Below are 18,700 nucleotides of genomic sequence, written 5' to 3'. Positions count from 1 at the left end.
CCGCTCGGCCCGCCGGGCCCACCTTATGCGACCGGGCCCGCGATAGATCATGGGCCCGGTTTCCGGGCCCGGGCCCGGGCAGAAAAAGAAGGAGCGGGCGCGGAGGGGCTACTCGGCTCGGGAGACGGCTACCATCTCGTCGCGGTCCACGACCTTAATGCGGGTTCGACCCGCGGCCTCGCCGAGCGAGAGCTCGTGCTGGTCGAGGTTGTGCCAGCCGTCGAGGCCGGTGTACTGCACCCCGCGCGCATCGAGCAATTCCACGATGCTCTCCTCCGAGGGCGACTCGGGCCGCCACCAGTTGCCGAGGTCGTTGATGAGGTGCTTGATAGTTTCCATCGCGTCACTCTTGGTGTGGCCGATCAGTCCCACCGGTCCGCGCTTGATCCAACCGGTGGCGTAGACGCCGTACATCTGCTGGTTGAACAGCCCGCCGGTACCGGCCGAGGGGTCGCGGCGCAACACCTGGCCTTCGCGGTTGGGAATGACGCCGCGTTTCTTGTCGAAGGGCACGTCGGCAAGCTCCGACCCAAAGTAGCCGACCGCACGGTACACGGCCTGCACCGGAATCTCTCGGATTTCACCGGTGCCCACAACGCCGCCGGCGCCATCCGTTATGGTGCGCTCCCAGCGGAACGCGGCCACCCGACCGGCACCGTCATCGACGATCTCCACCGGCTTGGCGAAGAAGTGCAGGTGCAGGCGACGACTGGCCGTTCCGGTCTCGCGGGCGCGCCACTGGTTCAGCGTCTTGTCGATCACAAAGACCTGCTTGTTGCTCGCCACGGCGGCCTTCGCCGCATCGTCATAGTCAAAGTCTTCGTCGTAGACAACCATGTCTACATCGTTGAGCTGGCCGACTTCGCGCAGTTCCAGTGGTGTGAACTTAACGGATGTCGGCCCCCGGCGACCGAAAATGTGCACGTCGGTCACCGGTGACGCTTTGAGCCCGTCATAAACGTTCGGGGGAATCTCGGTGGAAAGCAGGTCGTCGGCGTGCTTGATGAGCATGCGGGACACGTCCAGCGCCACGTTGCCGTTGCCGATCACGGCGATCTCGCGAGCCTCCAACGGCCACGTACGCGGTACATCGGGGTGCCCGTCGAACCAGCTGACGAAGTCGGCGGCGCCGTAAGAACCCGCAAGCGATGCGCCCGGAATGTTCAAGTCGGCGTCTTGCACCGCGCCGGTCGCGAAGATGACCGCGTTGTAGTGCTTCTTAAGGTCGTCGAGGGTGATGTCCACGCCGAACCGAACGTTTCCGAAGACACGAATGTCGCCGCTGTCGAGCACGCCGCGCAGCGCGGTAATGATGCCCTTGATGCGGGGGTGGTCGGGCGCGACACCGTAACGCACGAGGCCGTACGGAGCGGGCAGGTGGTCGAACAGGTCGATCGAGACCTCAAAGTTTCGCTCGGCCTTGAGCAGAATATCGGCGGCGTAGATGCCGGCCGGTCCTGCGCCGACGATGGCCAGTCTCAATTTGGTCACTGAAGATTCCTTACTGCGCGAGCACGCCGGGAGAGCCCGACCCGCTCTCGAATGGGGTCTAGCTGGAACGCTCGACGATGGTCTCGGCAAATCGAGTGAGGGCCTTTTTGACCGAGCCGTTGGGCAGCGGCGCCAGGGCGGCGACCGCGTCTCGGGCCCAGTCGTGCGCCTCGGCAAGGGTCTCGGCGGTTGCCGCGTGCTGGCGCAGCGCGGTGATCGCCGCGTCGGCGGCCTCGCCCGGTGTCGCTTCCGCCGACATGACGTCGCGTTCCAGACGCACAAGCAGGTCAGCGGATGCCCCATCGCTCACGGCCCGTTCCCGCAATCGCAGCAACGGAAGCGTCACGACTCCGGCTCGCAAATCGGTGCCGGGCACCTTGCCGGTTTCCTGCGGCTGCGGCGACAGGTCGAGCACGTCGTCGATGAGCTGGAAGGCCACGCCGATCTTCTCCCCGAAGTCCACGACGGGCTGCTCGTACTCGGCCGGGGCGTTGGAGAAGACCACGCCTCCCTGAGCAGCGGCAGCGATGAGCGAACCGGTCTTGCCGGCGAGCACCTGAATGTAGTGCTCGACCGGGTCCTCGCCGGCGCGCGGGCCGACGGTCTCCTGAAATTGGCCGAGCACCAGGCGCTCGAAGGTGGTCGCCTGCAGCTTGATGGCGCGTTCGCCCAGCCGAGCCATCAACTGACTGGCGCGGGCGAACAGCAGGTCGCCGGTGAGGATCGCAATCGAGTTGCCCCACACGGTCTGCGCGCTCGGTACGCCGCGACGCTTGTCGGCGTCGTCCATGACGTCGTCGTGATAGAGCGAAGCGAGGTGGGTCAATTCAATGGCCGTCGCCGCCGTGACCACCTCGGGCACGACGCCGTTGCCCAGATGCGCGGTCAGCAGCGCGAGCATGGGACGCACGCGTTTGCCGCCCGCGTTCAACAGGTATCGGCTGGTAACGGTGGCAATTTCATTGGCGTAGACGAGCTCGTCAATGAGGGTGGCCTCAACCTGCTCGATGCCGGCATCGATGTTCGCGGCCAGGCCGCGATCGGCGGGGGTCGAGAAAATACGATCGCCGAGTCCCGCTTGACTGGTCACCGACGCACTGCGTCGAATCACGGGGGCTCTGGATTTCACTTAAGTCAGCCTATCGAGTTGATCAGGTGGTCAGGATTCCGCGGGCTTAATAGCGCGGTGCAGGGCGACAATGCCCAGCGTGAGATTGCGGTAGGCGACGTCGGAATATCCAGCCGTGCGCAACCATCCGCTAAGCACCAGCTGCGTCGGCCAGGCCGCGATGGACTCGCCCAAGTAGTCGTAGGCCTCCGCGTTCGAGGAGGCGAGGCGCACAACGCGCGGCATGATGTGGTTGAGGTACGCGAAATAGCTCTGGCGCACCAGGGCCAGCGGCGGGGTCGAGAATTCGCAAATGACGACCCGGCCACCGGGCTTGGTCACCCGGTAGAACTCGGCGAGGGCCTTCTTCGGTTCGACCACGTTACGCAGCCCGAACGAGATGGTGACGGCGTCGAACTCGTTGTCCGCGAACGGGAGCGCGGTGGCATCCGCCTGCACGAACTCGATGTTCGCGTTGTGGGCGTGGCGCGCTTTGCCGACCTCGATCATGCCCGCCGAGAAATCGGCGGCCACGACGTGGGCGCCACCGTGGGCGAGGGCGGCGCTGGAGGTTCCGGTGCCGGCGGCGATGTCGAGAATGCGTTCGCCCGCCTGCGGGTTGACCGCCTTCGTCGTCGCAATGCGCCAGAGCGAGGCGTTGCCGACCGACAGCAGTGCGTTGGTGCGGTCATAGTGAGCGGCAACCTCGTCGAACATGGCAGCCACCTGCGCGGGCCGTTTGTTCAGGTCTGCTCTATTCACCCCATCATTCTAGGTTGCGCGAGGCCAGCGAAACTGCATGATTGCCGGGGCAGACACACGCGGGCGTAGGCTAGAGAAGTGAATGTGCAGGCCTTGACGGTCGAAACCTCCCCGATAGCTGATATCCGCCAACTCATTCTGCTGCTCGACGGCCGCGCGCCGTTGCTCTGGATGCGTCGCAACCAGGGTCTGGCCGGCATCGGCTGCGCGCTGCGGCTCGAATTCTCCGGCCCCACCCGCATGACGGATGCCGCGGCCGTCTGGAAACAGGTCGTCGCGCTGGCCACGGTGACCGACCCGCTCGCGCGCACGGGAACCGGTCTGCTCGCCTTCGGGGCATTCGCCTTCGATGAGTCATCGGCCGAAACCAGCGTGCTGATCGTGCCCGAGATCATCGTCGGCCGCGAAGACGGCCAGTGCTGGGTGACCCGCATCTGGGCGACCGGGGAGAGCGCACCGACGAACCCGCTCGTGCTGCATCCGCTCGGCGACGAGTATCGCATCGCCCTGCTGCCGGGAGAATTGCCGCCCGACGACTTTCGCACGGCGGTCAGCGCGGGAATCGACAGCATTCGTACGCAACAGGTTAACAAGGTCGTGCTGGCCCGCGATCTCGTTGGTCGGGTGCCGGCCGAGTCCGACCTGCGCCGTGCCATAACCCGGCTTGCCCTCGGTTACCCGGACTGCTGGACCTACGCCGTCGACGGCCTCATCGGGTCGAGCCCGGAAACCCTCATTCGCGCCGACCACGGTTCGGTCAACGCCCGGGTGCTCGCGGGCACGATCTCCCGGGGCGTGGATGCCGAAGACGACCGCGAGGCGGCCCTCACCCTAGCGACCTCGTCGAAAGACGGCGACGAGCATGAGTTCGCGGTGCAGAGCGTGCTTAAATCGCTGCGGCCGCACACATCGGCCCTTGCCTCGAGCGAGATCCCCTTCACGGTGAAGCTACCGAATCTGTGGCACCTAGCCACCGATCTGGAGGGCACGCTGAGCGACGGGTCATCCTCGCTCGACTTGATCGCGGCGCTGCACCCGACGGCCGCGGTCGCCGGCACGCCCACCGACGCCGCCCTGAACATTATTCGCGAGCTGGAACCGTTCGACCGCGGTCGCTATGCCGGACCGGTCGGTTGGGTTGGTGCCGACGGCGACGGCGAGTGGGCGATCGCGTTGCGTTGTGCGCAGGTGGCCCCGAGCGGCGCAATCACGGCCTATGCCGGCTGCGGCATCGTGTTGGACTCCGACCCCGAACGCGAGCTAGCCGAGACCAAGATGAAGTTTCGCCCGATCGTGGAGGCGTTCGGCTAACGCTCCGGCGCCGCGGCCCACTCTGTCGACCTAGATGTTCAGCACGAGAGACGGGCTCAGCGACCGGGAGACGCACGGGTACATGACGCCGAGAGAATTCTTCTCCGCGTCATCGAGCACCGAATCCAGGTGTTCGGGCGTTCCCTCGGCCACCCGCACCTCACAGGTTCCGCAAATTCCCTTGCGGCAGGAGCCCAGGATGGGCACGCCGTGGGCTTCGAGGGAGTCCAGCAGGTTCTCGTCGGCGGCCACGGTGAATTCCAGACGGCTCTTCCGGCACAGCACCTGAATCGGCGCGGCCGGCCGGGCAGCACGCGCCACCGGAATGAACCGCTCGAGGTGCAGCCGCTCGGCAGGCACCCGCGCCGCCACCGCGTCCATAAGCGACTCCGGTCCGCAGCAGTAGACCTGCACGGCGGTGAGCGCCGGGCCGCCAAGAACCGCATCGAGGTCGAGACCACCCACGTTTTCGTCGCGAGCGTGCACGATCACACGCTCGGGGTAATCTGCTTCGAGCTGCGCCACGAACGCCATGGCCTGCCGACTCCGACCAACATATACGAGCCGCCAGTCGCGCCCGGCAGGAAGCGATTCGATCATTGCTTTAATGGGCGTGATTCCGATGCCGCCGGCGATGAAAAGGTAGTCGGCCGCCGGTTCCAGCCCGAAATGGTTCGTCGGCCCCGAGACCGCCAGGCTCATCCCCGGAACGAGATTCTCGTGGATCCAGGTACTGCCGCCCGCCGATGCCGCGGTACGCAAAACCGCCACGTCATACTCGTGCCGGTTCGCGGGGTCGCCACAGAGGGAATATTGCTTCTGCAGTCCGTTCGGCAGGTGCAGGGTAATGTGCGAACCCGGCTGCCAGACCGGCAGCACCCCCCAGTCCGGCCGTTCCAAACGGATGCCGACGACACCGTCGGCCACGGCCGTCGCGCTGGCCACAACCATGTCCCGCTGCGTCGGGTGCAGCGGGGTGGCTGCGGGGTCGGCATCCGTTCGAGTGGCGGACCGCGAGCCGCGCTTGCCCGCGATAATACGAAGTGTCACGGCGACCGCTGCGATCGAAATGAGTGCGAGCGAAACGATCTTGTACCAGAGAGACCCCACGTCGGTTCCCGTGAAGCCGGCATGGAACGAGACCAGAAGCAGCGCGGCATAGCTGGCGTAGTGCAGCCCCTTCCAGAATCGGCGCGGCAGCCGCTTCAGCATCAGCGAGGAACCCTGCACGGCCACGAGCAGGTAGAAAGCAAGAATACCGAGGGCGACCGGCAGCGGTTTGAACGCCGTGGCGAAAGGAACGAGCACCTCGGCGGCGGTAAATGCAAGCCAGGAATCGATCATGAGCGACACCATGTGCAGGCCCACCATGACCAGCGCGGTACCGCCCAGATAACCGTGCAGGTCTTGCAACCAGGCCGGGTTGTCCACCCGCCGCAGAACCCTGGTTGACAGCAGAATGCCCCAGAGCACCGAGGCGGTCATGAGCGCCCACGCGATCATGGCGCTGGCGCGCGAGATGTACCACCAGAGGTGTGGATCGTTCATCGGTACAGGCTCCAGTTCGCGGAGGTGGCGACGGCGCCCGTCTGGTGCACGACCAGACCGGCGGCGCCGACCGTCGGCAGCCAGGCCAGGTAGTCCGCTGTGGGCCGGAGAAATCCGGGTTTGGTGAGGCACTCCGCGCGGGCACCGGTGGTCGCGATGACCGACACGGTTTGGATGCCGGTGGTCGCGCTGGTGCGGGTGCGCGGGTCGAGCAGGTGGTGGCGTTCACCGGCCGCGGTCTTGAAGCGCCGTTTGCGCTGGCTGGACGTCGCCAGCGCTCCGGTTCCGAGGCGAACGACGTCGCAGTGGCCGGCGGGGTCGAAGGGGTCCTCAACCCCCAGCCGCCAGGCCTGGCCGTCAGTACCCTCCCCGCAGACCACGATGTCGCCTCCGATCTCGGCGAGCGCACCCCTGGCGCCCTCGCTCATGGCCAGTCCGCACACGAGGTCTGCGGCGAGGCCCTTGCCGATGCCGCCGGCATCCAGGGTCGTGCCCCGTGGCAGCAGCACCCGCGTTCCGTCAATCCGGATTCCGGCAAGGTCTCCCGGGGAACGCGCCGTCGTCGGCAATCGGGTCACCCTGCTGGAGTCCACGGTCGACGTTGTGTAGCCGGCCTCAAGCAGGTCCGGCAGCAACGTGGGGTTGTAGTCATTCCGGGTCAGCTCGGCGCCCGACTGCATGGCACGAATGAGACGCACCGTCAGCTGGTCGACATCGACCGCACGCCCCTCGGCCCAGTTCAAGCGGGAGATATCGCTGTCGTTCACGAATCGGCTCCACAGCTGCTCGAGGCGGTCAGCCAGCACAAACGTCGCATCCAGCAGGGCAGCGGATGCCCCGACCAGCGTAATTTTGGCGCTGCCGCCCATCAGCGGCTGGCGACGCGAGCGTGCCTGTGGCCGGGTGCCCGTTGCGGTGAATACCGCCCGTACGGCGTCGCGGGCGATGGAGTCGCCGGCAACGGGTTCGCCGGCCACGCTAGCCGCCGGACCCGCCGGACGATGCTGCGACCGGCGCCGGAACAGCGGGAACGGGCGCTGCGACCAGGGCCGCCGGAATCGGTGCCGCCGCGGGTGGAGGCGTCGTGATCGGAACCGGAACCACCTCGGGAGCGGGCACGGCCGGTGCAATAACGGTCGAATCACCAGCGGTCGAATTCACTGCAGTCGAATGAACGCCGGACGAATCAACGACGGACGGGTCGCCACCGGTCGAATCAACGACCGCTCCGGCCGTGCCCGCACTGGGCGGGGCCGGCGTTGCCTCGGTGGCCACAGCCGCGATCTGAAATCCGGCTACCATTCCCACGAGCGCGAGAGCGCTCGCCACCCCGGTGATGTTGCGCGCGTGCCGGGCCGGTCGGCGGCGTTTAGTCATCGTCATCGCCGCTGTCATGGCTGTCGTCGCTGTAGTGCGAGGCGTCGTCGTGATCATCATCATCATCATCGTCATACGTTCCGGTTGAGCCGGACCCACCAGACGTGGCATCGACGGGAGCGCGCGGTGCCGGCACCGCGGTCGGCGCCGGGTTGCTTGTTCCCGCAGTCGGCACGGGAGCTGCCGTCGGCCCGTCGGATTCGACATCGGGCACCGGGGCTGTATTCGCCGGGGGCAGCGGCGCGTTGGCCGCTGGAGTGGCGCTCGGCGTGGAAACCGGGTTGAGCACCGTGGTCGCCTGACCGACGAGCCCGACGGGGGCACTTGAAAGGGTGTCCGAGTTCACGGCCATCGCCGCGCCAGCAGTTCCGAGTACCCCCACGATCGAGAGCGCCATGATCGTTTTTGATTTCATAATTCGAGACTACGAAAACGTCGGTAAATAACCATCCGGCGAATATCCAAGGTTTGTCCAAGAAATCCCCGCAGATACGGCCGAGACGAGCCGGCGCTTGCGATAGAGCCAGACTAGGGTTATGCGAGTACTAGTTATCGAAGACGATGCCGCCGTCGCCGACGGCCTGATCGACGGGCTCAGCTATGCCAACTTCGAGACGCTGCACGTCACAACCGGTAGCGCCGGGCTGGCAGCCATCACGACCTATCGCCCCGAAATCGTACTGCTCGACCTCGGACTGCCCGACATGGACGGCACCGACGTGTGCCGCGCCATCCGCTTGAAGGAGCAGATCCCGATCATCGTCGTGAGCGCACGCGACGATGAAATGGACCGGGTGATCGCTCTCGAAATCGGTGCCGACGACTATGTCGTCAAGCCATTTGGCATGCGCGAATTGGTCGCCCGCATTCGCGCGGTATCGCGGCGCACCGGCACCATCGAAGCGGATGCTCCACCCGCTACCGAGCGCCGCTTCGGCCCCCTCGTCATTGATATTCGGGCCCAGCGGGTACTCCTTGCGAACGAGCCCGTGCACCTCACCGCGAAAGAATTCGATCTGCTCGTCTACCTGTGCAACGAGCCCGGTGCAGCCTTACGTCGGGCCGATATTCTGCACGACGTCTGGGACACCAATTGGTACGGAACCACCAAGACGCTCGACGCCCACATCGCAGCCATCCGCAAGAAACTCGGCGACCCCGGATGGATTCAGTCCGTGCGCGGCGTCGGGTTTCGTTTTGAGCAGCCCACACCCAACGAGCCGAACGCATGACATGGCGACTCATGGCGGCCTTCATCTCCGTCACACTCCTCATGCTGCTCGTGCAAGACGTTCCTCTGAGCAACTATCTGCGCACGGTTGAGCGCGATCGCATCGTCACATCGCTCGAGCGCGACGCCTTCGTGCTCGCCGGGCGCAGCGAAGAAGCCTTGGAATCGGCCACAACGACCGACGATGTCGCGCTCACCGAACTAGCCCGCACCTATCGCGATGCGGGCGGTGCGCGAGTCGTCATCGTGAATACGGCCGGAACGGCCATCGCCACCAGTGACGACGACCAATCCAGCATCGGCAGCGAATACGCCTCCCGGCCGGAAATCGCCGGGTCCCTCGGCGGCGACATCATGTCGGGAAGTCGATATTCCGACACCCTCCAGTTGCAATTGCTCTACGTCACGGTGCCCGTGCTGAGCGGCGACCAGGTCTTCGGCGCGGTACGGCTGACCTATCCGGAACAGGTCGTCAACGACGCCGTCAATGATCAGCTGCGGCTACTGGGCATCGTCGCGCTGACGACGGTGCTGCTCGCCGGTGTCGTTGGCTACATCTTCTCCAGCTCGGTCACCCGCCGGCTTAAACTGCTGAAAGACGCCACCGAGCGCCTCTCCGGCGGGGACCTCACCGCCCGCGCCGATGAGACCAGTGGCGCCCCGGAAGTGCGCTCCCTCTCGCGCTCCTTCAACGACATGGCCGAACGGCTCGATACGCTGCTCCAGGAACAACGGCGCTTCGCAGCGGATGCCTCCCACCAGCTGCGCACGCCGCTCACCGCACTGCGACTCAAGCTCGAACGGGCCGGTGATCTGATGCCCACCGACCCGGCCGGTGCAGCCGTTCGTCTCGCCGCCGCCGAGGCCGAGGCCGACCGTCTGGGCTCCATCGTTGAGGGGCTGCTATTGCTCAGCCGAACCGAGGGGCAGCCGGCTCCCCTCGTGCACGTGGACCTCGCAAAGATGGCTCGCGAACGAGTGGAGCAGTGGCAAGCGCTCGCCCAGGAATCGTTCGTCACCCTCCGTTACGACGGACCCGCCACCGCACCGGCCTCGGCGGTAGCCACCACCGCCGAACAAATTCTCGATAACTATGTCGACAACGCCCTGTCGGTCAGCCCCGACAACAGTACGATCGTCGTGCGGGTCACGGTGAACGGACCCACTGCGCGGTCTGCGACACGGGCCGATCGGCCAGGCCGTTCGCACGGTGCGGCGCCGTCCGAGACCGTGCGTCTCGAGGTGCTCGACGAGGGTCCCGGGCTGAGTCTCGAGGATTGTTCGCGTGCCTTCGATCGGTTCTGGCGGGCACGCTCAGACACCGCAGGGAGCGGCCTCGGCTTAGCCATCGTCGCGCAGTTGGCCAAGGCGAGCCGTGCCACGGTCGCCCTGACACGGCGCGACCCGTGCGGAATCATCGCCTCGGCCACGTTCTCGACTGCCCCTGAATCGCAGGCTACTTCCAACGCCAAGAATCGATAGCGGCGGCGATGATCTCCTCACCGTTGTCATCGGGGATGACGAAGGAGATCACGAAGAACTTCACCGGATCCCCGGCGGACTGATAGGTGTCTGGTGCGAAAACGGTGAGGAACGCCTTGGTTTTGGTCTTTTCGGCGGTACTCGTCAGGCGCGTCAGGTTGGCATCGACACCATCGAGACTCACCGCTTCCTTCAGGCTCGTCACCTCGCCGGCATCGGGAAAGTAGCTCTGGTTCAGATATTCGACCATGTCATCAAGGCCGCCATTGGGGGCCATTTCGTCGGTGCTGGCTACCGGCACGGGTTCCACGAGCACGCTGCCCAGAATGCTGCCTACGCCGGTGTTGTTGATCTCGCCGTCGGCGTCGTACTCGCCCCACAATTGCAGGGTCGTGATGCAGCCCTCCGTCTTCTCAGCGGACTGGTTGTTGATGTAGTCGGCGGGTCCGTTGAACGAGAAGCACGGGGTGATGACGGGCTGGGCATCGGTCAAGATCGCGGCACCGATCCCGGAATTCACGAGTGAGATCACGACTATGGTGCTCACCAGAATGTTGGTGAGCACGGCCACGGCCGACGCGATCAGACCTGCGAGACCAAACGATTTTCCACCCGGCTTGCGCAGGGCGAGGATGCCGAGAATGATTCCCGCTACGCCCAGCAGCAGACCCAGAATCGGAATCCATCCGGTGACGAAGGCGCCGATCCCCACGATGAGCGCTGCGAGGGGAACGCCGCCTGTGCGTTTGGGCGGCATCGGCACGAGCGCCTGGTGCGGCGCCGGATCTGGTGCCTGTTCGGGGATGCTGCCCGACCCTGCGTCGTCGTGGGGTGAGTCGATGGTCATCTGGGCCTCCCGGCATCCGCGTAGGTCAACGGTACCAAGCCTCCCGTCCGCTGCCTGTGCTGTGAATCGGAGATAACTCTTATAATACATCAACTTAGTACTGAGTTTCTCTCGTCTTTAAGTGCTTTTCGGGGTATCATGGTGGGTGAAGGAGGCACCGTCGCCATGACCCTCACCGTCCCGCCCGCTGCAGCTGGTTCCCTGCCAGATCCTGGGTTCACTCGGGTTGAGGTCATTGCTCATGCCGGTGCGTTGTTGGCTTCCGTGCTGGATGGGGTGCGGTTTGGTCATCTTGACGACACCGAGGCCATCGCGGTCATGGCCGCTTTGGAACATTTGGGGCGCAAGGTGGACGGGGCCAGACTACGAGCGACCACCGACATCGGTGCTCGTGCCGAGACCGACCTCGGCAGCGGGTCGTTGGCGTATCGCAACGGATGCCGTACCCGGGTGGAGTTCATCACCCACCTCGCCGGCATCTCCAGCCGTGAAGCCCGGCGTCGCCTCAAACTCGGCGAGACCGCCGTGGAACGCACCCCGCTGGGCCTGCCGGTGCCGGCCCGGTACGCCGTCATCGCCGACGGCCTCGCCAGCGGCGAGCTCGGGCTGGAGGCGGCGGAGATCATCGCGACCACCCTCACCGCCCTGCACGGCCGCGTCGGGCCCGACGACGTCGACCGGGTCGAACGCGCCCTGGTCGCCTCCGCCACCGGCGCCCTCACCCCCGAAACCGTCGGGCTGCCCGGGGCGGGGATCCGCTTCGCGCCCGACCTGCTCCGCGCCCAGGCCGTGGAATGGCAGGCACGACTCGACCCCGACGGCACCGCCCCCAACGACGACGCCGTCGAAGCCAGAAGCACCCTGTCGTTCGGGCTGCTGCGCAACGGCCTCTACCCGCTGCGCGCCGACGTCACCCCCGAACTCCGCGGCATCATGGACACCCTCTTCAACACCTACCTCAGCGCCCGCTCACACACCCCCCGCTTCAGACCCACCGACCCGGACAGCAACACGGACAGCAACGAGCGTGATACCGACGCTACGAGGGACACCGAACGGTCCAGTGACGAGCCGTTCACCGGCGACGACCGGTTCGACGGCGACCGCCGCACCGGCGGAGAGAAACGCGCCGAGATCCTCCGCGCCATCTTCGAAGCCACCGCCCGCGACCCCCACACCCCCACCATGGGCGGCGCCGCCCCCACCGTCATGGTGCACATCAACGCCGCCGACCTCGACCACGGCCGCGGCCTGGATCGACGGCATCGACGCGCCGCTCAGCTTCCGCCGCGTCACCGAACTCATCTGCGCCGGCGGCTACCAACAAGTCCTCTTCGGCACCGACGGCGACGTCCTCTACCTCGGCACCACACTCCGCTGCTTCAACGCCAAACAACGCGCCGCCATCGCCGCCCGCGACGGCGGCTGCATCATCCCCGGCTGCACCATCCCCCCACAATGGACCGAAGTGCACCACGTCACCGCCTGGACCGACGGCGGCCCCACCAACATCAACAACGGAGTCCTACTCTGCTGGTACCACCACCACACCATCCACCTCACCGGCTGGAACATCCGCATCACCAACGGCCAACCCCAAATCCGCGGCCCCCTCCTCTGGGACCCCACCCAAACCTGGCGCCCCGCCAACACCCACCGCGCCAACACCCCCAGCACCGACCCACCCTGGCCACAACCACCCTGGCCCAACACCCACTGGCCCACCGAAACCGCACCGAAATAGCGAGCCGGAACCGGTGCGAAAGCTGGCAGGCGAACACCGCTATCGAACGAGCGGAACCTCAAGAATGCTGGGGCGCGTGGGGGCCCCGGTGAGGGCACGCTCAAGATCGCTGCGAGTGGCGGCCATCTCGTAGTCCCAGCCATAGGCGGCGGCGAGCGCCTTCAAATCGACGCTGCGCGGGGTGTACAGCACGCGGTCCATGGCCTGCGCCGGCGCCGTCGCGGCCACTTCGAGACCATCGAAGATGCTGCCGCCACCGTCGACACCAACGATGATCTGGAGCCGGGGCTCGGGTTCTTCGGGGGCGAGCAGTAGCGAACCGACATCGTGCAAAAAGGTGAGGTCGCCCAGCAGAACGCGGGTCACCCCCACCGAACGCGGTGCCGGTTCGGCCTGACTGGCCAGGGCTACACCGAGTGCGGTGGCGATCGTGCCGTCGATGCCGGCCAGGCCGCGGTTGGCCAGTACGGTGATCTTCTTACCGGGAACGCGCTTGTCGGCCTCGCGAATGAGACGTGACGCGCCGAGCACGAGCCGGTCATGCGGCCACGATGCTCGCCACACCGCGTCCACGAGCAGCTTGCGGGTCAGCGGCGCGCGCAACACGGCCAATTCGGCCCGGGTGATGCCGCGCTTGTCAATTGGCGCGCGCCCTTCGTCCGCTGCCGCTTCGGCGAGAGAACGACTGGTCATGACCCAGCGACCGAGCCACTCCCGGCCCGCCGGGGTACGGGCTGCCAGAGTGGATGCCGCATCCGCTCCGATAGAGCGGGTGAAGGCGCGCGCGGCGAGGCTCGGGTTGTACCATTCGAGTCCGGTCGGGGCCACCACGATGGTTTCCACCCCGGCACGCGCGATCAGGGCCGGGATCTCCCGGCTGAGGGTGGGGTGACCAAAGACGATCACCCGTTCAATCTCACCACCGAGATCGCTGGCACCGAGCAGTTCGCGGTAGTGCACGATCAGGTTGGGTCCGAACCGAGCGCCACTGCACACCTCGGCCAGCAGCGGCCAGCCGCCGGCATGCGCCAGCTCCTCGGCCGCCGGGCCCGCGCCGTCACCGGCGATCACGACCGTGCGCGGTCCCGGAGCCAGCAGCATGGTCGGGCCGTCGGTTGACGCAGCGGGCGCAGGCCCAACGCCGGGCGTTGGTGCCACCCAGGTCGAATCCGCCGGGAGGGCGGCGGACAACGGCTCGCGAAAGGCCAGGTTGAGCTGCGCGGGGCCGGGAGCGGTGCTGAGCACGCCGGTCGCGGCATCCATCGCTTGCCGGGCCAACGCCACGGCAATGCCGGCTTCGTCGGGTTCGCCGACCGGCGCCGGCACGTCGAGGCACATCCGGGTGGCGACGCCGAACAGTCCGGACTGCACGGTGGTCTGGTTCGAGCGGATACCGCGCAGTTCCGCCGGGCGGTCGGCCGTCAGCAGAATCATGGGCACCCCGGCATGGTGCGCTTCGAGCACGGCCGGGTGCAGGTTCGCGACGGCGGTGCCCGAAGTCACCACGATGAGGGTGGGCAGACCGGTTTCGAGGGTGAGACCCACGCTGAGAAATCCGGCGCTGCGTTCGTCGGTGCGTACGTGCAAACGAATACTGTCGGCGCGCTCCAACTCCGCCGCCGCCAGAGCCAACGCCTGGGAACGCGCACCGGGGCAGAGCACCAGATCACGCACTCCGAGTCGGACGAACTCGCTCAGGAGGGCAATGCTGAAATCGGTCGCCGGGCTGGTGCGGGTGCTGTTGACCTGCTCAGGCATCCCGACGGCCAGGCTGTTCGCCCTCGCCCGGTTCGTTCTTCTTCTTCGTCGCGTCGCCCGGTTTCGGTTCGTTCTTGTCGAGGTCCGCGAGGTCCTCTTCCATGCGACGAATACGCTCCTGCTGGTCTTTCTCATTGAACGGGCGGTTCTCGCCGCTGTCGGTTTTTACGCCGCCGTCGCCGCGGAGGCTGCGCAGAAAGTCGAGGTCGTCATCGGGTGCGACCGAACGAAAGGAACGGGTGGCGGGGGTGGCCCGACCGTGACCGACGAGCAGCCAGAGCAGCGGGCCAATGAGCGGCACCAGCACGATGACGAAAATCCAGACCCAGCGCGGCAATCCGCGAATGCGTTTGCGGTCGAACACGGCACAATCCACGAGGGTGTAGACAGTGAGAATGACCAGGGCCAGTCCTAGTCCGATCAAGAGCTTGGGCATGAACTGATTGTAAGCCGCCAGACCGTGAGAGACATGTGCAGATACTCAGCCGCGGCATTCTAAGCTGGATCCATGAAATTCGTGGCCCCCTGGCTGTACTACTCCGTGTTGCGCGTGTTGATGTTTGCCATCCCGCTGGCCATTCTGCTCTCGCTGGGATTCTGGCCCTGGGCCTCCGCCGTGATCGCAGCCCTGCTCGGACTGTGCCTGTCCTATCTTTTTCTCGGCAAGTCGCGCGAAAGCGTGGCCCGCGATCTCTACACGGCGCGGCACCCCGACAAGGAGCCGGTGAACGCCGACTCCGAGATCGAGGACTCCGCCCTTAATCTGGCCGAACAGCAGCCCAGCTCAGAACCGGCCAGCTCAGAGCCGGCCAGCTCAGAGCCGGCCAGCTCAGAGCGCGAAGGCAAGTCCTAGCAACGCTCCGTAGGCCAACGCGGCGAGGCTGGTCAGCTTGAGGGCGAGGATCAGTTCCTTGGCCGACGTCGCGGTGATCGTGATGAGGCAGGCGGGCAGGGCCAGAAGCAGCACGAAGAACGTGAACATTCCCAGCGGGTAAAACAGGCTGAAGAACCCGGCGATCACGAACGGCAGCAGCAGAAAGACGCAGAAGACGACCCGGGAGGCCGTGCTGCCGATGCGGACCGCGAGGGTGCGCTTGCCGGCCGCCTTATCGGGTACGATGTCGCGCAGGTTATTGACCATCAGCACCGCGCAGGCGATCAGGCCCATGGCCACACCGCCCAGCAGGCTCTCGGTGGTGAATTTACCGACCTGCACGTAGGTCGTGCCGGCGGTAGCCACGAGACCGAAGAAGACGAAAACGAATACTTCGCCGAGCCCCAGGTAGCCGTACGGCTTTTTCCCGCCGGTGTAGAACCACGCCGCAGCGAGCGCCACCACGCCAACGAGCAACAGCCACCAGTACTGGGTCAGGACGACGAGGGTCAGTCCGGCCACGGCGGCGAGACCGAAGAAGACCAAAGCAACGCGCAGCACCGTGCGTGGGTTGGCGACGCCGCCGCCGGTGAGTCGGGCCGGGCCGACGCGAAAGGCATCGGTACCACGAACACCGTCGGAGTAATCGTTGGCGTAGTTGACGCCGATCTGAAGAAAGAGCGCCACGGCGAGGGCAAGCAGGGCACGCACCGGGTGGTAAACGCCGGGACCGCTCGCGACGATCGCGGCACCGGTACCGAGCAGCACGGGCGCGATTGCCAGCGGCAGGGTGCGCAGGCGTGCGCCGGAGATCCAGTCGGACGCCGTGGCCGGCTTGACCTTGGCCGGCCCCTTGCGGGGCGGACCGTTCTTGAAGGCCGGATGGCCGGACCTACCGGTGCCCTTGGCCTGTGAACCAGCACCAGCCAGCTTCGCCTCGGGGTTTAGTCGTTGTTGTTTGGGCCTGACCGGCCGAGCTCCTTGTGCCACGCCCCTATATTACTGGCCAGCGCTGAACGATCAGGCTTACCCGAGGCAAGCAGGGGGATCTCCTGCACCCGCACAACGCGCGCCGGGCGGGCCGCACGCCCGAGCGATGCCACAACGGATGCGATCAGTTCCGCTTCCTCGCCTACTCCCCCGGCCACCACCACGACCGGAACCTGCCCCCAGGTTGCGTCGTCGTCGCCGAGCACGATGGCCTGCTCAAACCCCCGATGGGAGTGGACAACGCGTTCAACCGCATCGAGTGAGACCTTCTCCCCGCCGGAAATAATCACGTTGTCGGCGCGACCGAGCACCGTGACGCGTTCGGTGCCCGCATCGACCTCACCGAGGTCGCCGGTGCGATACCAGCGCACACCACGCTCCACGACAAACCGATCGGCCGTGCGCGCCGCATCATCGAGGTACCCCTCGGCCAGCACAGAACCCGACAGCTCGAGCTGCCCGTGCACGACGCGCACCCGGGTGTCACCAATCGGAGCGCCGTTGTAGACGCAGCCACCGGCGGTCTCCGACGACCCGTAGGTGCGCACGACCCGCACATCGAGGGCCTCCGCCCGGGCGGTGAGTTCGCCGCGAATCGCCTGACCGCCGACCAGAATTGCGCTGAAGCGACGCAGCACGGCCAACAGGGCCGGGTCATCCGCTGCGTCAAGCAGCCGGGCGAGCTGCACGGGAACCAGCGCGGTGTAGCGCAACGGCTCGGTCATGCTCTCGGCCAGGCTCCGGAACGCCTGCGGGTCGAAATGGCCCGGCGGCAGCACGAGCGGGGTGGTGTCGGCGGCGATGGAGCGCACGAGCACCTGTACCCCCGCGATGTAGTGCACGGGCAGGGCGAGCAGCCATTGTCCGGCACCGCCGAGGGCGACCGACGACGCGGCAGCGCCGGCCAGCAGGGCGTTGGTGCTGAGCATCACCCGTTTGGGCGCGCCGGTCGAACCCGAGGTTTCGATCACCACGGCCACGCGTTTGGGCACGTGCAGAACGGGCGAGTCCGTGCCGGTCAGCAACCCGTCGACCTGCAACCCGTCGACCTGCAACCCGCCGGCCTGCACGGGCAGCAACGCCGGCCCGCTGCCGGAGAGGGCGTCGCGCAATGCGGCCAGAAAGTCGAGCGGATACCCCGGCACGACCACCCGAAGCGACCTCACGATTTTCCCAGTGCCGGCACGAGTCAGTACTGCCAGGGATACGGAGACCAGTCGGGTTCGCGTTTCTCCAGAAAGGAGTCGCGCCCTTCAACGGCCTCATCGGTGCCGTAGGCCAAACGAGTTGCCTCCCCGGCAAACACCTGCTGGCCGACCAGTCCGTCGTCAACGGCATTGAAGGCAAACTTGAGCATGCGAATGGCAGTGGGCGATTTGGTCAAAATTTCGCGGGCCCAATCCAGTGCGACCGTTTCGAGTTCGGCGTGCGGCACGACCGCGTTGATCGCGCCCATCTCGAGGGCACGTTGGGCCGAATATTCCCGCGCCAGAAAAAACACCTCGCGGGCGGCTTTCTGGCCGACCTGGCGGGCGAAGTAGGCGCTGCCGTACCCGGCGTCGAAGGATCCGACGTCAGCATCCGTTTGCTTGAATTTGCCGTGTTCGGCGCTCGCGATGCTCAGGTCACACACCACGTGCAGCGAGTGCCCGCCCCCGGCGGCCCAGCCGGGAATAACCGCGATGACCACCTTGGGCATGAATCGAATGAGCCGCTGCACTTCCAAAATGTGCAGGCGCCCCGAGCGCCCTCGGTCGATACCCGCTGCCGTCTCACCCTCGCCGTATTTGTAGCCGTCGCGACCTCGAATGCGCTGGTCGCCGCCAGAGCAGAACGCCCAGCCGCCGTCCTTGGCGCTGGGGCCGTTCCCGGTGAGCAGCACCACGCCGATCATCGAGTTGGTGCGAGCGTCTTCGAGGGCAGCGTAGAGCTCGTCGACCGTGCGGGGCCGAAAGGCGTTACGCACCTCGGGACGGTTGAACGCGATTCGGGCGATGCGACCACTCCGATCGTGGTGGTAAGTGAGGTCGCTGAGCTCCTCGAAGCCCGCAACGGCCTTCCACTGGCTCGCATCAAAGATTTCGGATACCTGTTCGCTCATGCTGTCAGCCTACGCGGAGCGAGAGACTGTTCAACAGCGTCTCAAACTCGTAATATTAGGGATCAGAAATACGAAA

Annotated in this window: 18 protein-coding genes and 1 pseudogene; 6 read left to right on the top strand and 13 right to left on the bottom strand. The window is 66.2% G+C overall.

Annotation, left to right across the window (positions count from 1 at the left end; genetic code table 11):
- Positions 1-108 precede the first annotated feature (108 nt).
- Genes QMK22_RS06170 through ubiE form a run of 3 tightly spaced genes read right to left on the bottom strand, consistent with a single transcriptional unit; the run spans position 109 to position 3,361 of the window.
- On the bottom strand, positions 109-1,491 hold the full coding sequence (locus QMK22_RS06170; RefSeq protein ID WP_283496738.1) for an FAD-dependent oxidoreductase: 1,383 nt from the start codon (positions 1,489-1,491) through the stop codon (positions 109-111).
- Positions 1,492-1,549: 58 nt separating this feature from the next.
- Positions 1,550-2,620 carry a polyprenyl synthetase family protein gene (locus QMK22_RS06165; protein WP_283496737.1) on the bottom strand — a complete coding sequence of 357 codons (1,071 nt, stop codon included), beginning with the start codon at positions 2,618-2,620 and terminating at the stop codon, positions 1,550-1,552.
- Positions 2,621-2,650: 30 nt separating this feature from the next.
- A complete protein-coding gene (ubiE, locus tag QMK22_RS06160; RefSeq protein ID WP_283496736.1) occupies positions 2,651-3,361 on the bottom strand; it encodes a bifunctional demethylmenaquinone methyltransferase/2-methoxy-6-polyprenyl-1,4-benzoquinol methylase UbiE in 711 nt (236 codons plus the stop codon).
- Between the two features lie 78 nt (positions 3,362-3,439).
- Between ubiE and QMK22_RS06155 the strand changes: the two genes are divergently transcribed.
- Positions 3,440-4,672, top strand: coding sequence for an isochorismate synthase (locus QMK22_RS06155; protein ID WP_283496735.1), 1,233 nt, complete (start codon positions 3,440-3,442; stop codon positions 4,670-4,672).
- A gap of 30 nt (positions 4,673-4,702) precedes the next feature.
- Here the strand turns inward: QMK22_RS06155 and QMK22_RS06150 are convergent, their stop codons facing one another.
- Genes QMK22_RS06150 through QMK22_RS06135 form a run of 4 tightly spaced genes read right to left on the bottom strand, consistent with a single transcriptional unit; the run spans position 4,703 to position 8,012 of the window.
- A complete protein-coding gene (locus tag QMK22_RS06150; protein ID WP_283496734.1) occupies positions 4,703-6,220 on the bottom strand; it encodes a 2Fe-2S iron-sulfur cluster-binding protein in 1,518 nt (505 codons plus the stop codon).
- Positions 6,217-7,197, bottom strand: a complete 981-nt coding sequence (locus QMK22_RS06145; RefSeq protein ID WP_283496733.1) for an FAD:protein FMN transferase — start codon at positions 7,195-7,197, stop codon at positions 6,217-6,219. The genes QMK22_RS06150 and QMK22_RS06145 overlap by 4 nt, the downstream gene beginning before the upstream one ends.
- Position 7,198: 1 nt before the next feature.
- Positions 7,199-7,597 carry a hypothetical protein gene (locus QMK22_RS06140; RefSeq protein WP_283496732.1) on the bottom strand — a complete coding sequence of 133 codons (399 nt, stop codon included), beginning with the start codon at positions 7,595-7,597 and terminating at the stop codon, positions 7,199-7,201.
- Positions 7,590-8,012 carry a superantigen-like protein SSL4 gene (locus tag QMK22_RS06135; protein WP_283496731.1) on the bottom strand — a complete coding sequence of 141 codons (423 nt, stop codon included), beginning with the start codon at positions 8,010-8,012 and terminating at the stop codon, positions 7,590-7,592. Before QMK22_RS06135 ends, QMK22_RS06140 begins: the two co-directional genes overlap by 8 nt.
- A 121-nt stretch (positions 8,013-8,133) precedes the next feature.
- Here QMK22_RS06135 and QMK22_RS06130 point away from each other — a divergent pair, with 121 nt between their 5' ends.
- The gene (locus tag QMK22_RS06130) at positions 8,134-8,829 is read left to right on the top strand and encodes a response regulator transcription factor (RefSeq protein ID WP_283496730.1); all 696 of its coding nucleotides are present in this window, start codon (positions 8,134-8,136) and stop codon (positions 8,827-8,829) included.
- Positions 8,826-10,310: a sensor histidine kinase gene (locus QMK22_RS06125; RefSeq protein ID WP_283496729.1), complete on the top strand. Its 1,485-nt coding sequence runs from the start codon at positions 8,826-8,828 to the stop codon at positions 10,308-10,310. Before QMK22_RS06130 ends, QMK22_RS06125 begins: the two co-directional genes overlap by 4 nt.
- Here QMK22_RS06125 and QMK22_RS06120 read toward each other — a convergent pair.
- On the bottom strand, positions 10,285-11,157 hold the full coding sequence (locus tag QMK22_RS06120) for a DUF4190 domain-containing protein (protein WP_283496728.1): 873 nt from the start codon (positions 11,155-11,157) through the stop codon (positions 10,285-10,287). The genes QMK22_RS06125 and QMK22_RS06120 overlap by 26 nt on opposite strands.
- Before the next feature lie 138 nt (positions 11,158-11,295).
- Between QMK22_RS06120 and QMK22_RS17535 the strand changes: the two are divergent.
- A pseudogene (locus QMK22_RS17535) lies at positions 11,296-12,390 on the top strand (DUF222 domain-containing protein); the annotation flags it as partial.
- A gap of 235 nt (positions 12,391-12,625) precedes the next feature.
- Positions 12,626-12,901 carry an HNH endonuclease signature motif containing protein gene (locus QMK22_RS17530; RefSeq protein ID WP_502857195.1) on the top strand — a complete coding sequence of 92 codons (276 nt, stop codon included), beginning with the start codon at positions 12,626-12,628 and terminating at the stop codon, positions 12,899-12,901.
- Between the two features lie 39 nt (positions 12,902-12,940).
- Here the strand turns inward: QMK22_RS17530 and menD are convergent, their stop codons facing one another.
- Entirely contained in the window at positions 12,941-14,659 is a 1,719-nt protein-coding gene (menD, locus tag QMK22_RS06110; RefSeq protein WP_283496726.1) for a 2-succinyl-5-enolpyruvyl-6-hydroxy-3-cyclohexene-1-carboxylic-acid synthase, read from the bottom strand.
- Complete coding sequence (locus QMK22_RS06105) at positions 14,652-15,095, bottom strand: PLD nuclease N-terminal domain-containing protein (protein WP_283496725.1); 444 nt, start codon at positions 15,093-15,095, stop codon at positions 14,652-14,654. The genes menD and QMK22_RS06105 overlap by 8 nt, the downstream gene beginning before the upstream one ends.
- Before the next feature lie 72 nt (positions 15,096-15,167).
- Between QMK22_RS06105 and QMK22_RS06100 the strand changes: the two genes are divergently transcribed.
- Positions 15,168-15,512: a DUF4229 domain-containing protein gene (locus QMK22_RS06100; RefSeq protein ID WP_283496724.1), complete on the top strand. Its 345-nt coding sequence runs from the start codon at positions 15,168-15,170 to the stop codon at positions 15,510-15,512.
- On the opposite strand, the gene QMK22_RS06095 is transcribed toward QMK22_RS06100, so the two are convergent.
- The 3 genes from QMK22_RS06095 to QMK22_RS06085 are packed head-to-tail and all read right to left on the bottom strand — an operon-like array spanning position 15,489 to position 18,624.
- Positions 15,489-16,523, bottom strand: coding sequence for a 1,4-dihydroxy-2-naphthoate polyprenyltransferase (locus QMK22_RS06095; protein WP_502857162.1), 1,035 nt, complete (start codon positions 16,521-16,523; stop codon positions 15,489-15,491). The genes QMK22_RS06100 and QMK22_RS06095 overlap by 24 nt on opposite strands.
- Positions 16,478-17,692: an AMP-binding protein gene (locus tag QMK22_RS06090; protein WP_502857193.1), complete on the bottom strand. Its 1,215-nt coding sequence runs from the start codon at positions 17,690-17,692 to the stop codon at positions 16,478-16,480. Before QMK22_RS06090 ends, QMK22_RS06095 begins: the two co-directional genes overlap by 46 nt.
- Before the next feature lie 20 nt (positions 17,693-17,712).
- Positions 17,713-18,624, bottom strand: coding sequence for a 1,4-dihydroxy-2-naphthoyl-CoA synthase (locus tag QMK22_RS06085; RefSeq protein ID WP_283496722.1), 912 nt, complete (start codon positions 18,622-18,624; stop codon positions 17,713-17,715).
- Positions 18,625-18,700: the final 76 nt, after the last annotated feature.

Origin of the sequence: Cryobacterium sp. PH29-G1 (assembly GCF_030063365.1) — a bacterium.
Classification (GTDB): Bacteria; Actinomycetota; Actinomycetes; order Actinomycetales; family Microbacteriaceae; genus Cryobacterium.
Note: the sequence above shows the minus strand (reverse complement) of the source record. Positions and strands in the feature narration are given on the sequence as shown.

Bases quoted from the DNA above. Each gene is read 5' to 3' on its own strand.
- menD (WP_283496726.1), bottom strand. From the start codon at position 14,659: ATGCCTGAGCAGGTCAACAGCACCCGCACCAGCCCGGCGACCGATTTC.
- QMK22_RS06135 (WP_283496731.1), bottom strand. From the start codon at position 8,012: ATGAAATCAAAAACGATCATGGCGCTCTCGATCGTGGGGGTACTCGGA.
- QMK22_RS06140 (WP_283496732.1), bottom strand. From the start codon at position 7,597: ATGACTAAACGCCGCCGACCGGCCCGGCACGCGCGCAACATCACCGGG.
- QMK22_RS06100 (WP_283496724.1), top strand. From the start codon at position 15,168: ATGAAATTCGTGGCCCCCTGGCTGTACTACTCCGTGTTGCGCGTGTTG.
- QMK22_RS06125 (WP_283496729.1), top strand. From the start codon at position 8,826: ATGACATGGCGACTCATGGCGGCCTTCATCTCCGTCACACTCCTCATG.
- QMK22_RS06150 (WP_283496734.1), bottom strand. From the start codon at position 6,220: ATGAACGATCCACACCTCTGGTGGTACATCTCGCGCGCCAGCGCCATG.
- QMK22_RS06120 (WP_283496728.1), bottom strand. From the start codon at position 11,157: ATGACCATCGACTCACCCCACGACGACGCAGGGTCGGGCAGCATCCCC.
- QMK22_RS06130 (WP_283496730.1), top strand. From the start codon at position 8,134: ATGCGAGTACTAGTTATCGAAGACGATGCCGCCGTCGCCGACGGCCTG.
- QMK22_RS06085 (WP_283496722.1), bottom strand. From the start codon at position 18,624: ATGAGCGAACAGGTATCCGAAATCTTTGATGCGAGCCAGTGGAAGGCC.
- QMK22_RS06105 (WP_283496725.1), bottom strand. From the start codon at position 15,095: ATGCCCAAGCTCTTGATCGGACTAGGACTGGCCCTGGTCATTCTCACT.